Here is a 14339-nt window from a genome sequence, read left to right on the forward strand (position 1 = left end):
ATGAAGACATCCCTCATCGCATCGACAGCGCTGCTCGCGCTTATCCCGCTCGGCGCCGTGGCGCAGGATCGCACTCTGACTATTTCCGTCTATGCCTTTGCGCAGGACGACTTCAAGACGCTGGTCTATGATCCCTTCGAAAAGCAATGTGGTTGCAAGCTCGTCGTCGAGACGGGCAACAGCGTCGAACGCCTCGCCAAGATGGAGGCGAACAAGGCAAACCCGGTTGTCGATATGGCTGTCGTCTCGATGGCGGATGCGCTGTCGGCCTCCCGCAAGGGCCTGGTGGAAAAGATCGATCCGTCCAAGCTTACCAACTTCGGCAAGCTCTACGATCTCGCCAAGGACCCGAACGGCGACGGCATGAGCGTCGGCTACACGTTCTATGCCACGTCTATCGCCTACCGCTCGGACAAGATGAAGATCGAGTCCTGGGCCGATCTCCTCAAGCCGGAATATGTCGGCCACGTCGCCTTTCCGAACGTGACCACCAACCAGGGGCCGCCGGCGCTCTATATGCTCGGCCTCGCGCTCGGCAAGGATACGCCCGACCTCAAGGGACCGATCGAAGCCGTCGGCGAAAAGAAGGATGACATCGTCACCTTCTATGAGAAGTCCTCGCAGCTGATACAGCTCATGCAGCAGGAGGAAATCTGGGCCGCCCCGATCGGCCGTTTCTCCTGGGCGGGCTTCACCAAGCTCGACCTTCCGGTCGCCTGGGCGACACCGAAGGAAGGCCAGACCGGCGGTATGAATGTCATGGTCGTCACCAAAGGCTCGAAGAATCAGGATCTGGCGCTGCAGTTCATGGATTTCTGGCTCTCGACCGACATCCAGACGAAACTCGCCGAAAAGCTGATCGATAGTCCCGCAAACAAGGACGTGAAGGTTTCCGAGGCCGCCGCCAACAACCTCACTTACGGCGAGGACACAGCCAAGAGCCTCAAGCTCATTCCGTCCGCAGCAGCGCTCGACAATCGCGACGCATGGCTCAAGGAATGGAACGACAAGGTCGGCCAGTAAAGCGCCCATCACCCGGTTCCGGCTTGCCGGGACCGCCCATTCCGCCGCCGTTCCGAAAGGCGCATCATGTTTCAGAACCGAGCAGAAGCCCTGGCGCTCGCCCTGCCCGCAGCGGTCTTTGCCGCGGTGGTTTTTCTGCTGCCCGTCGCCATCCTGCTTTCGGAAGGCTTTCGCCTGGAAGGCGCCTGGACGCTTTCCGCCTATGGTGACTTCTTCTCCGGGACGCTGAACCGCACCGTCTTCATCCGCACCTTCAAGCTTGGTCTTGAGGTGACGGCCGTTTCGGCGATCATCGGCTATGCCGCAGCTTTCGCCATCGTCAACCTGCCGCCCAAGGGCAAGGGCCGGATGATCGGCCTCGTTACCCTGCCGCTGATGATCTCGCCCGTTGCCCGTACCTATGCCTGGATCGTCATCCTCGGCCGCACCGGCATCGTCAACCAGGCGCTGACCGGCATGGGCCTCAGCGACGGACCACTACGCCTTCTCTTTACTGAAACGGCCGTGTTCATCGGCCTGCTGCAGCTCTTCTTGCCTCTGATGATCCTTTCGCTGATCAGCGCGCTCGAAAATATGCCGAAGGATGCGATCCCGGCGGCCCGCGTCCTCGGCGCCAACTGGTTCCAGGTTTTCTGGAAGGTCATCCTGCCGCTCACCCGCGAAGGCCTCGTCGTCGGCGGCACGCTCGTCTTCACCGGCTCGCTGACGGCCTATATCACGCCCGCCGTGCTTGGCGGTTCCAAGGTGCTGATGCTCGAAACATTGCTCTACCAGCAGGTCTCCGTCGCCAATAACTTCGTTTCCGCAAGCGTCATCGCCTTCATGCTGATCGTTATGAGCTTCGCCGCGAACATTCTGCTGAAGCGCCTGGCAACTGCAAGGAACAAGCGATGACCGCCCGTCTGTTCTCACCGATCGTGCTTTTCCTCGTGCTGGCGTTCCTGATCGGGCCATTTCTGATCATCATCGCCGCATCGCTTTCGGCCGGGGATACGCTCGCCTTTCCGCCGCAAGGCCTCTCGCTTCGCTGGGTGATCAAGGTCTTCACCATCGAGAGCTTCCGCGACAGCTTTTCGACGTCGATGTTCCTTGCAGTCTTCGGAACGCTCGCCGCCCTCGTGCTCGGCATTCCGGCCGCCTACGCTCTGTCGCGCTATTGGCTGCCCTTCGGTGAAACGGTCCGAACCGTTGTCTCGCTGCCGATCATCGTCCCGGGCATCATCGTCGGCCTCGCATTGTTGCGTTACATCGTCGTGCCCTTCGGCTTCAACATCACGCTGGCGCTCTTCTTCGCCCACACGGCGCTCGTCCTGCCCTATGCCGTGCGCGTCGTCTCCGCAAGCCTCAATAATTTGCGCTCAGACATCGAGGAAGCCGCCGTGCTGCTCGGCTCGTCGCGCCTCGGCGCCTTCTTCCGTGTCGTGATGCCGAATATCCGCGGCGGCATTCTTGCCGCCTTCATCCTCGGCTTCGTCACCAGCTTCAACCAGGTGCCGGTCTCGCTTTTCCTGTCCGGCCCCGGCGTCCGCACGCTGCCAATCGATATGCTGGGCTACATGGAAACCACTTACGACCCCTCGATCGCCGCGCTCTCCTCGCTGCTCGCCTTCCTTTCCATCGGCATCGTCTTCCTCGCCGAACGCTTCCTGGGACTGTCTCGTTATGTCTGATACCTATCTTCAACTCGACAAGCTGACGCTGGCCTACGGCGATACGGTCGCCGTGAAGGATCTCGACCTGTCGATCGCCAAGGGCGAACTCGTCGCCCTGCTCGGCCCTTCAGGCTGCGGCAAGACGACGACGATGCGCTCCATTGCAGGTCTGCTCGCACCCGCCTCCGGCCGCATCAATCTCGATGGCGCCGACATCACGCGCGTTTCGGCCAACAAACGCGCCGTCGGCCTCGTCTTCCAGTCCTACGCGCTCTTCCCGCACCTGACGGTCTATGAGAACGTCGCCTTCGGCCTCCGCCTCAAGGGTATCAACGGACAGACGCTCGATACCCGTGTCAACGCCGGCATCAAGTCAGTCGGCCTCTCCAGTTTCGCCTCACGCAAACCCGCAGAACTCTCCGGCGGCCAGCAGCAGCGCGTGGCGCTTGCCCGTTCCATGGTCATGGAGCCGAAGGTGCTGCTGCTTGACGAGCCGCTCTCCAACCTCGACGCGCGCCTGCGCCTCGAAATGCGGGCAGAACTGCAGCGCGTGCAAAAGGAAACCGGCGTTACTATGATCTTCGTCACCCACGACCAGGCGGAGGCCCTGGCCCTTGCCGACCGTATCGTGGTCATGCTGAACGGCGGCATAGAGCAGATCGGCACGCCGGAAGAAATCTACAACAAACCGGTCTCCGCCTTCGTTGCCGATTTCGTCGGCTTCGAGAATGTCTTCAAGCTGCAGAACGGCAGGCTTGTCACGCCGAACGGCGCCATTGAACTTTCCCTTCCCGCTCTGCAGGCAGCAGGGCTGGCCTGGCGGCCCAGCTCGGTCGCGCTTGGTTCCGGTCCTTTCCAGGGCGCCGTGCGCGGCACCTCCTTTGCCGGCAACACGCGCGAATATCTGCTTGATACGCCGCTCGGGCCGATCAAGGCCGAGGTGGATGCAAGCCTGCCACCGCACGAAATCGGCGCGGCACTTTCCTTCGACCTACCGCTTGCGGCGGCTGCAACTCTTACGCGGTTCGGGTGACATCATGGGCGTTTGGATCGATACCGATATGGGCTTTGACGACATCGCCGCCATTCTGGTGGTTGATCAGTCTGAGCTCGAGATTGACGGCGTCTCGCTCGTCTTCGGCAACACGCCGCTGACCCAGGTGCAGGCAAACTCCGCTGGTGCCATGCAAACCTTCGGCTGGACATTCCCCATCCATACCGGCCGCGCCCAACCAGTCCTGGGCAAGTTCGAGACCGCTCAGGCGATCCTCGGCGATACCGGCATCCCGACGATCGGAAGAGGCCTGCCCGCAGCGGCGGCGCTTGCAATGAGCGACGCCTTCACTGCTCTTTGCCGCTGGCTTGAGGCTGACGGTCCGCGCCGTATCCTGGCGCTTGGCCCGCTGACGAATATCGCGGCGGTGGCGCTCGCGCGTCCGGATCTTGCCGCCCGCATCACCGAACTCACCTGGATGGGCGGCAGCGTCACTGCCGGCAATCATACGGCCTCGGCGGAATTCAACGCCTTTGCCGATCCCGAAGCGCTGGCGATCGTCCTCGCCCATGGCATGCCGCTGCGTATGGTCGATCTCGACCTCTGCCGCAAGGTGCTCGCCAGACCGGAAGACGCTGAACCCGTGCGCAGCGCGGGCGGCACGAGGGCCGAACTGCTGGCCGACATGTTTGCCGGTTACATCCGCATCGGCACCAGCCGCGGCCGCCCCGCCATGGCGATCTACGATCCGTGCGCCGCCGTGGCCTTCGTGGCGCCGGATGCTGTGAAGTTTCATCCCGCCCGTATCGATGTCGAGCTGGGGGGCCGGTTGACCCGCGGCCGCACGGTGGTCGAGACGCGCGACACGCATGCCACGTTTAACGCCCAGTTCGCCGCCGATATCGACGCCGAGACGGCGCGCACCATCATCCTCGCAGCCCTGGTCAACGAGGCCCGCACATGAACGCACAGCTTGGGCGGGAACCCGCAGACATCAATGATCCGTCGCTGCGCGCCCGCGCCGTTGCCGCCGCAAGGGGTGCTGCCCCGTTCGACGCGCTGATCACCAGCGGCAAACTGCTCGACGTGGTCACCGGCCGCTTCCGCGATGCGGATATCGGCCTCGTCGGGGCGCTGATCGCCAGCGTGCATGCGCCGGGCACCCGCACCGACGCGACCGAACGCATCGATGCCGGCGGCACGTTCGTCACGCCCGGCCTGATCGATACGCACATGCATATCGAAAGCTCGATGGTGACGCCTGCCGAATATACCGCGGCCGTCCTGCCGCGCGGCGTGACGACGATCCTCTGGGATCCGCACGAATTCGCCAATGTGCACGGCCTTGACGGCGTGCGCTGGGCGATCGAGGCTTCCCACGCTCTGCCTTTGCACATGATCCTGCTCGCCCCGTCTTGCGTTCCTTCGGCACCCGGCCTGGAAATGGCAGGCGCCGACTTTGACGCTTCGGTCATTGCCGGAATGCTGCGCTTGCCGGCGCTCGGCGGCGTTGCCGAAGTCATGAACATGCGCGGCGTCATCGACGGCGATCCGCGCATGAACGCCATCGTTCAAGCGGGGCTCGCCTCGGGCAAGCTCGTCTGCGGCCACGCTCGCGGGCTGGAAGGCGCCGATCTCAACGCCTTCATGGCGGCCGGCGTCACCTCCGATCACGAGCTGACCTCCGGCGCCGACCTTCTCTCGAAGCTTACCGCCGGAATGACGATCGAGCTCCGCGGCTCGCATGATCACCTCCTTGAGGAATTCGTCCAGACGCTGAACGGCATCGGCCATATGCCGCCAACTGTGACGCTTTGCACCGACGACGTCTTTCCGGATGAACTCGAAAGGGATGGTGCCCTCGACGACGTCATCCGGCGTCTGGTCCGCTACGGCATGAAGCCGGAATGGGCACTCCGTGCTGCGACGTTCAACGCCGCCGAACGCCTGAAACGCAACGACCTCGGCCTGATTGCCGCCGGACGACGCGCAGATATCGTCCTCTTCGAAGACCTGCAGGACTTCAAAGCCCGCACGGTCATCGCCAATGGCCACGTGACGGCGCAGAACGGCAAGCTTACGTCGCCGGTCCATTCGCTCGACTCCGCGCCGCTTACCAATTCCGTCAAGCTTTCGCCGCTAACCGAGGACGACTTCAAAGTGCCGTCGAAGGGCAATCGCGTCCGCATCGCCACGATCGACCGGCCGCGCTTTACGCAATGGGGCAAAGCCGATGCCGAGGTTAAGGACGGTTTCGTCGTTCCGCCGCCGGACTGCGCCATGATTGCCGTCGCCCATCGTCACGGCAGGGCGGATGGCCGCCCGCGCACCGGCTTCCTGAAGGGCTGGGGAAAATGGCGCGGCGCTTTCTGCACCACGGTATCGCATGACAGCCATAACCTCACCGTCTTCGGCGGCAATGCACGCGACATGGCGCTCGCTGCGAACGCCGTCATCGCGGCCGGCGGCGGCATGGCCGTTGCCAGGGATGGTCAGATCGAAGCGTTGCTGCCCCTGCCGCTTTCCGGCCTCGTCACCGAAATTTCGCTGAAGGACACCGCCTCCGCCTTCCGCAATATTCGCAAGGCAATGGAAAAGATCGTCGACTGGCAACCGCCCTACCTTGTCTTCAAGGCCTGCTTCGGCGCGACACTCGCCTGCAACACCGGCCCGCATCAGACGGACCGAGGGATTGCGGATGTCGTGACGGGAAAGGTGCTGGAAAGTCCGGTGCTGGAGATTTTGTAGCGGACGGGGGAGCTTGCCGCTTCCCCGTCCGACCTTCGGGCGAAGTTATGCCGCTGACGAGAAGAGGAAGGTTGGGGCATCGCCGCGAGCCCCTTCTCCCTCGGTTCCGGCAGGCGGATGGAGGAGAAGGCCGCGAGCTCTTATGCCGGGGACGTCAACGCCTGCTCCACCAGCTTCACCCAATAAGCCACGCCATAGCCGATCGCCGCATCGTTGAAGTCATAGGCGGTATTATGGTGCAGGGCACCGTCGACGGCAGGGCCATTGCCGAGCCACACGTAGCAGCCCGGCGCATTCTGTGCGAAGAACGCAAAGTCATCGCCGGCCGTCGAAGGCGGAAAACTGGTGCGCACCTTCTCCCCCAACACCGCCCGTGCAGCAGCCAGGGCCTGTTGCGTTGCATTGGCATCGTTGACGACCGGCGGAATGCGCCGCTCGAATTGATAATCCACGGCAATGCCGTACATCGCCGCCGTGCCCTGCGCGAGGCGGCCGATCTCCGCTTCGAGCTGATCGCGCACCTTGGCGCAATAGGCCCGCGCCGTCCCGCCGACCTCGACCGTGTCCGGGATGACGTTGAGCGCCTTCGGGTCACCCGCGTGCAGCGAACAGGCGCTCACGACGGCGGGCTGCAGCGGATCGACGACGCGGCCGACGATCGTCTGCAGCGAGGCTAGGAAGGTGCCCGCGGCGGTGATTGGGTCGCGCCCGAGATGCGGTTTTGCGCCATGCGTGCCCGTCCCGCGAAAGGTTATGCGCCAGCTATCGGAAGAAGCAAGCTGCGGCCCTTCGACCACTGCAATCTCGTCGACGGCAAGTCCCGGCATATTGTGCAGGCCATAGACGGCATCGCAGGGAAAGAGCTCGAAGAGCCCCTCTTCCACCATCCGCTTCGCGCCGCCTCGCCCTTCCTCCGCCGGCTGGAAGATGAAATGCACGGTGCCCGAAAAGCCCTTGACCGCCGCCAGATGACGTGCCGCGCCGAGCAGCATGGCGGTATGACCGTCATGCCCGCAGGCATGCATCTTGCCGGCCACGGTCGATTTGTACGACCGCTCGGCAATCTCCGGCATCGCCAGCGCATCCATATCCGCACGAAGCCCGATCACTCGCGTGCCGCTGCCGGCCTGCAGCGTGCCGACGACGCCCGTGCCGCCAAGCCCGCGATGCACCTTGATGCCCGCCTCCTCGAGCAGCTCCGCCACGATGCCGCTCGTGCGCTCCTCCTCGAAGCCAAGCTCAGGATGGGCGTGCAGGTCACGGCGCAGCGATGTGAGAAAAGCCAGATCGTCCTTGATCCGCACGGGGATGTTCATGGGCCTGGATGTCCTGTCATACGAAGCGGGCGCCAAAACGGCGCCCGCGCCAGGTTATCCTTTGTTCAACAAAGCGCGGCGAACTTCAACCCTCCTCGACGAAGACCTCTTCGCGCTTCTTCTTCACGCTCGGCAGGAAGACGACGATGAGGACTGCCGCGGCGATCGCAAGAAGGATCGCGCTGATCGGCCGGGTGACGAAGGTCGTCGGATCGCCGCGCGAAAGGATCATCGCCCGCCGCAGGTTTTCTTCGAGCAGCGGACCCAGCACGAAACCGAGCAGCAGCGGCGCCGGCTCGCATCTAAGCTTGGCAAGCAAGTAGCCGATAAAGCCGAAGAAGGCGACGGAATAGAGATCGTAGACGTTGGAATTGACGCTGTAGACCCCGATCGAGCAGAAGGCCATGATGATCGGGAAGAGCACGTAATACGGCACTGTCAGCAGCTTCACCCAGAGCCCGATCAGCGGCAGGTTCAGGACGACGAGCATCAGATTGCCGATCCACATCGAGGCGATGATGCCCCAGAAGAGCGCCGGCTGCTCGGTCGCAACGTTTGGCCCTGGCACGATCCCCTGAATGATCATCGCGCCGATCATCAGCGCCATCACCGGATTGGCCGGAATGCCAAGGGTGAGAAGCGGAATGAACGAGGTCTGCGCACCAGCATTGTTCGCCGACTCCGGGCCTGCGACGCCGGCAACGGCACCCTGGCCGAATTCCTTCGGCTTGTTTGAGATACGCTTTTCAACAGTGTAGGAGGCAAAGGACGCGAGGATCGCACCTCCGCCCGGCAGGATGCCGAGAGCCGAGCCGATCGCCGTGCCGCGAAGCACCGGCGCGATCATCTCCTTGAATTCTTCGCGTGACGGCAGCAGGCCGGAGACCTTTGCTATCAGCACCGTCCGGGTCCTTTCCCCTTCCAGGTTGCGCAGAATTTCGGCGATACCGAAGACCCCGACAGCAAGTGCCACGAAATTCAAGCCATCCGCATATTCGCGGATGCCGAGCGTGAAGCGTGGGGTGCCTGTATAGATATCCGTTCCGACGAGGCCAAGCAGCAGCCCGAGCACGACCATCGCCAGCGCCTTGACCACGGAACCATGGGCAAGCGCGATCGACGACACCAGGCCGACGACCATCAGCGAGAAATATTCCGCAGCACCGAAGCGCAGGGCGATATCGGTCAGCGGCGGCGCGAAGATCGCGACGAGGAAGGTCGAGACCGTTCCGGCGAAGAAGGAACCGAGTGCTGCGATCGCAAGCGCCGGCCCTGCCCTGCCGCGCCGCGCCATTTGGTAGCCGTCGATGGCCGTCACCGCCGAAGAGGATTCGCCCGGCATGTTGATCAGGATCGCCGTCGTCGAACCGCCGTACTGCGCGCCGTAGTAGATGCCGGCGAGCATGATGAGCGAAGACACCGGCTCAAGCTGGAAAGTGATCGGCAAAAGCATGGCGATTGTCGCCGTGGCGCCAATGCCGGGCAGCACGCCGATCAGCGTACCGAGCAGAACGCCGATCAGACAGAAGAAAAGGTTGGCAGGCGTTGCTGCCGTCGCGAAACCGAGTGCCAGATTGCTGAAAAGTTCCATCGCGGCCTCCTAGAACCGGACCCAGGGGCCAAAACGCTCGAACGGCAATCCGAGGCCATAGCTGAACACGCCAACCGAAAAGGCCGTCAGCAGAACCGAGAGCAAAATCGCGTGGAGCACCGTCATCCGATGCGAGGCAAAGCATGCAATGAAAGCGGTCAGGAAGATCGAAGGCACAAATCCCAACCCCCGAACCGTCAGCCCAAAAAAGATCGGCGCAGGCAGGATGAACAGCATGCCACGCCAGGCAAGCGGCCCCATCGGCTCGCCCTGCACGCGGATCGCTTGAACAAAGACGACCGCGCCGAGAATGATCAGCACCGCTGAAAGCACAAGCGGGAAGTAACCCGGCCCCATGCGAAGCGTGGTCCCCAGGTCGAGACTGTAGGATTGGATGGCGAAAAATGCGCCGGTCGCGACAAGCAGCGCGCCGCAGATCACATTGGTGGTATCGAAACTAACCGATTTCATGGTGTCTCCGTGAGTTGGAGATGGTTCCTCAGCGCAAGTGGTTTTCCCTCATCCGGCTGCCGCCACGCTCTCCCCGGCGGGGAGATGATGCCAGAATTCCCTCCCCCCAGTGGGGAGAGGGTTAGGGTGAGGGGCCAGAGGCACTACACCTCAATCCGCATATTCGCCGGCAGCGTCGATCACCGGCTTCCAGCGGGCGATTTCGCTTTCAAGCTTCGCCTTCAGGGCAGCAGGCGTAGCGTCGGCCTCCGGCGATGGCGCGGTGCCCAGTTCTGCAAAGCGAGCCGCGACGTTCTGGTCCTTCAGCGCAACTTGCAGCGACTTCGACAGGCGCTCGTTGACCTCTGCCGGAGTGCCCTTCGGCGTGTAGATGCCGTGCCAGATGCCGACTTCAAAACCGGGCAGACCGGCTTCGACCGCCGTCGGGATATCCTTCATGATGTCGAGGCGCTTCGGCGAGGTCACGGCATAAGCCTTGATCGTGCCGCCCTTGATCTGCTTCGTCGTGTTGGTCGTCTGGTCGCACATGACGTCGACCTGACCGCCGAGAAGATCGGTCATCGCCGGGCCGGTGCCCTTGTAGGGAACAGTCGTCAACGGCGTCTGGATAGCGCTCATGAACATCATGCCGCAAAGATGCGAGGCTGCGCCGATACCGGCGTTCGCGACCGTCACGCTGTCCTTGTTGGCCTTCACATATTCAATAAGGCTCTTGAGGTCGGCCGGTTCGAAATCCTTGCGGGCAACGATCGTCATCGGGACTTCGGTGACGAGACCGACATATTCGAAGGCGCCGAGCGTGTCATAGGCGAGCTTGCGGTAAAGCGTGGCGCTGGTGGCCATGCCGATGTGGTGCAGCAGGATGGTGTAGCCATCCGGGCTGGCTGAAGCCACCCGTCCCGCGCCGAGCGTACCGCCCGCACCGCCGACATTTTCGACGACGATCTGCTGGCCGAGGTCCTTCGACATGGATTCGGCAACGAGGCGGGCAACCGTATCGGTCGGGCCGCCGGCCGAGAAAGGAACGACCATGGTGATGGTGCGCTCGGGATAGGTCTGCGCGGATGCGCCGCTTGCGAGAAGCGAAACGGCAACTGCCGCCGTCATGCCAAGCATGGCCTTCAGAATTTTCATCTTTTTCCTCCCTGATGAAAACAAAATACCACCGACGCTTCCCACGCGCCAATGGAGATAGGGCCATTAGCACGCCCCGAACCGGCTACGGCAATCAGCCCCGCTCCGCCCTTTGCCCGAATTCCGCATGGGTGCAGCGCAGCATGGGTCGATTCGGACACAAACGGGTTTAGCGATGTGTGGAAATCCACCCATCGAACTACTCGGAAACGAGCAGTTTCTTATCGAGGCCGTATTTCTGCATCTTTTCGTACAATGTCTTGCGGGAAATCTGCAGCGACTCGTAGACCGGTTTGAGGCTGCCGCCATGTGCAACAAGGGCGCTCGCGATCACGCTGCGCTCGAACTCCGCAACCCGATCGGCAAGGCCGCTCACCTCGCCAAGCTGCCGCTCGCCGTCGAGGCCGAGCACGAAGCGGTCCGCTGCATTGCGCAATTCGCGCACATTGCCAGGCCAATCCCGCTGGGCGATGTCGGAAATCACCTCGGGCGGCACTGCCATCTCGTCGCGGCCGTAGCGTGCCGCTGCCTCGCGGACGAGCTGGAGGAACAGCAGCGGGACATCCGGCCGCCGCTGCGCCAACGCCGGTACGTGCAGTGTTGCGACATTCAGCCTGTAGAGGAGATCGGCGCGGAAACGTCCCGCAGCGACTTCGGCTTCGAGATCGACCTTGCTGGTCGCAATGAAGCGCACGTCGAGCGGCACGACCTCGTTCGAGCCGAGGCGGGAAATGACCCGCTCCTGCAGCACTCGAAGAAACTTTGCTTGGAGGTCAAACGGCATCGATCCGATTTCATCGAGCAGGATCGTGCCGCCGCGCCCGTGCTCGAACTTGCCGTAACGCGGCCGCACCGCACCGGGAAAAGCACCTGCCTCATGGCCGAAGAGCTCGCTCTCGATGAGGTTCGCAGGCAGCGCCGCGCAGTTGATCGCGATGAACGGCCGGCTCGCACGGGCACTGATGTCATGCAGCGCCCGGGCAACGACCTCCTTGCCCGCGCCGGTCTCGCCAACAATCAGTGTGTCGGCGTCGCTCGCCCCGATTGCCCGGATACGGTAGCGTAATTCCACCATCACCTGCGTGCGGCCCGGCAAACGCGCCTCGATATCGTCGCGCTTTCCGGCGACGGCCTTGAGCAGCCGGTTTTCCAGCACCAGGCTACGGCGTTCTATGGCCCGCCTTATCACTCCGGCCAGCATCTGCGGCGTGAACGGCTTTTCGATGAAATCATAGGCGCCTTCGCGCATCGCCTTCACTGCCAGCTGCACGTCGCCATGGCCCGTAACGAGGATGACAGGCACTTCCGCATCGATCTCGCGGATCTTCTGCATCAAAGTCATGCCATCGGTGCCCGGCATGCGGATATCGCTGACGACGACCCCGGCGAAGCTATAGCCGATCAACTCCAGCACATGGTCGGCATGGGAAAACGTCTCGACGTTGAAACCCGAAAGCTCCAGCGCCTGCGCCGTCGACCGGCGCAGCTCTTCCTCATCGTCCACCAGCAGGATCTTCTGTTCGCTCACTCGGCCGCCTCCGGCATTATGCCCGTCGCCGATTGCAGATCGATGCGGAACACGGCGCCTCCCTCCGGATGATTGGAGGCCGCCAGGCTGCCGCCGAAATCCTTGATGATGTTGTAGGAGATCGAAAGCCCGAGCCCCAGTCCCTTGCCGACGCCCTTGGTCGTGAAGAAGGGATCGAAGATGCGCTCGGCAATCGCCGCCGGCACGCCCGGTCCATGATCGCGTACCGTCAGCACCACCTTGCCCTTTTCTTCGCAGGCCGTCACCTCAATCCGCCGGTCCTCGATCCCTTCGACGGCATCGGCCGCGTTCGAAATCACGTTGACCAGCACCTGCTGCAAGCGGACGGACCCGGCGCGGACGACGGGCGGGCGGATGCCAAGATCGACCCGCAGGTCGGCATCCGCCGCCTTCAGCCGCCAGGCGATGATCTCCAGCGTATCGCGGATCGCCTCGTCGAGCGGCACCGGGCCGAGCTTCTCGTTCGGCTTGCGCGCGAAGTTGCGCAGATGCTTGCTGATGGATGCCATGCGGTCGATAAGCCCGCCGATGCGCTGGATATTGTCCTGCGCTTCTGCAGTCCGCCCGCGGTCCAGGAGCACGGCGGCGCTGTCCGTATAGGTCTTTGCGGCGGCAAGCGGCTGGTTGAACTCGTGGGACAGTGCCGCCGACATCTGGCCGAGACCGGCAAGCTTGCCTGCCTGGATGAGATCGGCCTGCGTCTGGCGAAGCTGTTGTTCGGTCAGCCGCCGCTCGGCGATTTCCTCTTCGATGCGGCTGTTGACGCGGGCAAGGTCGGCCGTGCGCTCCTCGACGCGCCGCTCCAGCTCGTTGCGCGCTTCCGCCTGCAGATGCATGCGCTCGTTGAGGCGCATCCGCCGCTGCCGGAGAATCGCGATCGCCAGCCCGGCGATGCAGAGAATGAGGAAGACGGCGCCAAGCGCGGTGCGCGCCTGCGTGCGAATGGAACCGGTGTCCATCAGCACGTTCACGGTCCAATCCTCGGCCGGCATATAGTGCGAGAGCACCAGATATTCCTTTTGCACACCTTCTTCGGCAAGCGACATCAACTCATGCTCGTCGAAATGGCTGCGCGTGATCGGCAGCGCGGTCAGCCTCGCATTCGCGTAGCGGCGGGACGCTCCGGTACGCGCGATGCGGTCTGAGGTCAGGGGCAGAATGCCGTTATAGAGCCAATCCGGCTTGCCCGACATGAAGATGATGCCCTCGGGGTCCGATACGAAGATGCGGTATTCCCCGCCGCTCCACGAAGCCTCGATCATGTCGATATCGACCTTGAAGACGATGACGCCGCGGATTTCCTCGCCTGCATAGATCGGCGAGGCAAAATAATATCCGCGTTTCAGCGAGGTGGTTCCGAGCGCGTAGAACCGGGACTGGCGCCCGGCAACGGCATCCTGGAAATAGGGGCGATAACTGAAATTCTCGCCGACGAAGCTGCCCGGAAGGTCGAAATTGCTTGCCGCAATCGTCTCGCCATCCGGCTTGATCACATAGATATCGGAGGATTTCAGAAGCCCGTTGATTTCCTTGAGATAGAGATTCGCCGCATCGCGCAGCGCCTGGTCCTGCGGGCGGCTGACCAGTTCCTTGATGTTGTCGTGATCGGCAATCAGCGCCGGCAGCGCCTCGTAGCGGTTCAGGTGGCCACTGAGCGCGGAAACCGCGAGCCGCAGCGCAGTCCCCGCCTGCGATGACGCCTCGCTCATATAGGCGCGTGTTGCCATCGCCCCGCCATAATAGAAGAACGCGAAGACGACGAACGGCACCGAAAACAGTGCGGCTATCAGCCTGTATCTGGACGACAGGTCCGCCTCCTCCCCTTCCTGCCTCCTCTCCTGGGAGGCATACCCGACGCTAC

At 62.9% G+C, this 14339-nt stretch carries 12 protein-coding genes; 6 read left to right on the forward strand and 6 right to left on the reverse strand.

Annotated elements, in window-relative coordinates:
- The 6 genes from QA644_RS15445 to QA644_RS15470 all read left to right on the forward strand — a co-directional run bounded on the left by QA644_RS15445 (nt 1) and on the right by QA644_RS15470 (nt 6417).
- On the forward strand, nt 1-1023 hold the full coding sequence (locus QA644_RS15445) for a polyamine ABC transporter substrate-binding protein (RefSeq protein ID WP_283069385.1): 1023 nt from the start codon (nt 1-3) through the stop codon (nt 1021-1023).
- Between the two features lie 66 nt (nt 1024-1089).
- A complete protein-coding gene (locus QA644_RS15450) occupies nt 1090-1917 on the forward strand; it encodes an ABC transporter permease (protein WP_039845949.1) in 828 nt (275 codons plus the stop codon).
- Nucleotides 1914-2693 (forward strand): ABC transporter permease, encoded by a 780-nt coding sequence (locus QA644_RS15455; protein ID WP_283069389.1) that lies wholly within the window; start codon nt 1914-1916, stop codon nt 2691-2693. Before QA644_RS15450 ends, QA644_RS15455 begins: the two co-directional genes overlap by 4 nt.
- Nucleotides 2686-3708, forward strand: a complete 1023-nt coding sequence (locus tag QA644_RS15460; RefSeq protein WP_283069390.1) for an ABC transporter ATP-binding protein — start codon at nt 2686-2688, stop codon at nt 3706-3708. Before QA644_RS15455 ends, QA644_RS15460 begins: the two co-directional genes overlap by 8 nt.
- Nucleotides 3709-3712: 4 nt before the next feature.
- Nucleotides 3713-4633, forward strand: coding sequence for a nucleoside hydrolase (locus QA644_RS15465; RefSeq protein WP_283069391.1), 921 nt, complete (start codon nt 3713-3715; stop codon nt 4631-4633).
- Complete coding sequence (locus QA644_RS15470; RefSeq protein WP_283069392.1) at nt 4630-6417, forward strand: adenine deaminase C-terminal domain-containing protein; 1788 nt, start codon at nt 4630-4632, stop codon at nt 6415-6417. The genes QA644_RS15465 and QA644_RS15470 overlap by 4 nt, the downstream gene beginning before the upstream one ends.
- Before the next feature lie 140 nt (nt 6418-6557).
- Here the strand turns inward: QA644_RS15470 and QA644_RS15475 are convergent, their stop codons facing one another.
- From QA644_RS15475 to QA644_RS15500, 6 genes are all read right to left on the reverse strand, one after another.
- Entirely contained in the window at nt 6558-7733 is a 1176-nt protein-coding gene (locus tag QA644_RS15475; protein ID WP_283069393.1) for a M20 aminoacylase family protein, read from the reverse strand.
- A gap of 85 nt (nt 7734-7818) precedes the next feature.
- Nucleotides 7819-9324 (reverse strand): tripartite tricarboxylate transporter permease, encoded by a 1506-nt coding sequence (locus QA644_RS15480; RefSeq protein ID WP_283069394.1) that lies wholly within the window; start codon nt 9322-9324, stop codon nt 7819-7821.
- Between the two features lie 9 nt (nt 9325-9333).
- Entirely contained in the window at nt 9334-9795 is a 462-nt protein-coding gene (locus tag QA644_RS15485; protein ID WP_283069395.1) for a tripartite tricarboxylate transporter TctB family protein, read from the reverse strand.
- A gap of 150 nt (nt 9796-9945) precedes the next feature.
- Nucleotides 9946-10929: a tripartite tricarboxylate transporter substrate-binding protein gene (locus QA644_RS15490; RefSeq protein ID WP_194728112.1), complete on the reverse strand. Its 984-nt coding sequence runs from the start codon at nt 10927-10929 to the stop codon at nt 9946-9948.
- Between the two features lie 199 nt (nt 10930-11128).
- Nucleotides 11129-12457: a sigma-54 dependent transcriptional regulator gene (locus QA644_RS15495; protein ID WP_283069396.1), complete on the reverse strand. Its 1329-nt coding sequence runs from the start codon at nt 12455-12457 to the stop codon at nt 11129-11131.
- Complete coding sequence (locus QA644_RS15500) at nt 12454-14205, reverse strand: sensor histidine kinase (RefSeq protein ID WP_349254119.1); 1752 nt, start codon at nt 14203-14205, stop codon at nt 12454-12456. Before QA644_RS15500 ends, QA644_RS15495 begins: the two co-directional genes overlap by 4 nt.
- Nucleotides 14206-14339: the final 134 nt, after the last annotated feature.

The organism is Rhizobium sp. CC1099 (genome assembly GCF_029714385.1).
Classification (GTDB): Bacteria; Pseudomonadota; Alphaproteobacteria; order Rhizobiales; family Rhizobiaceae; genus Rhizobium.

Coding starts and splice junctions, on each gene's coding strand:
- QA644_RS15445 (WP_283069385.1), top strand. CDS start 1: ATGAAGACATCCCTCATCGCATCGACAGCGCTGCTCGCGCTTATCCCG.
- QA644_RS15450 (WP_039845949.1), top strand. CDS start 1,090: ATGTTTCAGAACCGAGCAGAAGCCCTGGCGCTCGCCCTGCCCGCAGCG.
- QA644_RS15455 (WP_283069389.1), top strand. CDS start 1,914: ATGACCGCCCGTCTGTTCTCACCGATCGTGCTTTTCCTCGTGCTGGCG.
- QA644_RS15460 (WP_283069390.1), top strand. CDS start 2,686: ATGTCTGATACCTATCTTCAACTCGACAAGCTGACGCTGGCCTACGGC.
- QA644_RS15465 (WP_283069391.1), top strand. CDS start 3,713: ATGGGCGTTTGGATCGATACCGATATGGGCTTTGACGACATCGCCGCC.
- QA644_RS15470 (WP_283069392.1), top strand. CDS start 4,630: ATGAACGCACAGCTTGGGCGGGAACCCGCAGACATCAATGATCCGTCG.
- QA644_RS15475 (WP_283069393.1), bottom strand. CDS start 7,733: ATGAACATCCCCGTGCGGATCAAGGACGATCTGGCTTTTCTCACATCG.
- QA644_RS15480 (WP_283069394.1), bottom strand. CDS start 9,324: ATGGAACTTTTCAGCAATCTGGCACTCGGTTTCGCGACGGCAGCAACG.
- QA644_RS15485 (WP_283069395.1), bottom strand. CDS start 9,795: ATGAAATCGGTTAGTTTCGATACCACCAATGTGATCTGCGGCGCGCTG.
- QA644_RS15490 (WP_194728112.1), bottom strand. CDS start 10,929: ATGAAAATTCTGAAGGCCATGCTTGGCATGACGGCGGCAGTTGCCGTT.
- QA644_RS15500 (WP_349254119.1), bottom strand. CDS start 14,205: ATGGCAACACGCGCCTATATGAGCGAGGCGTCATCGCAGGCGGGGACT.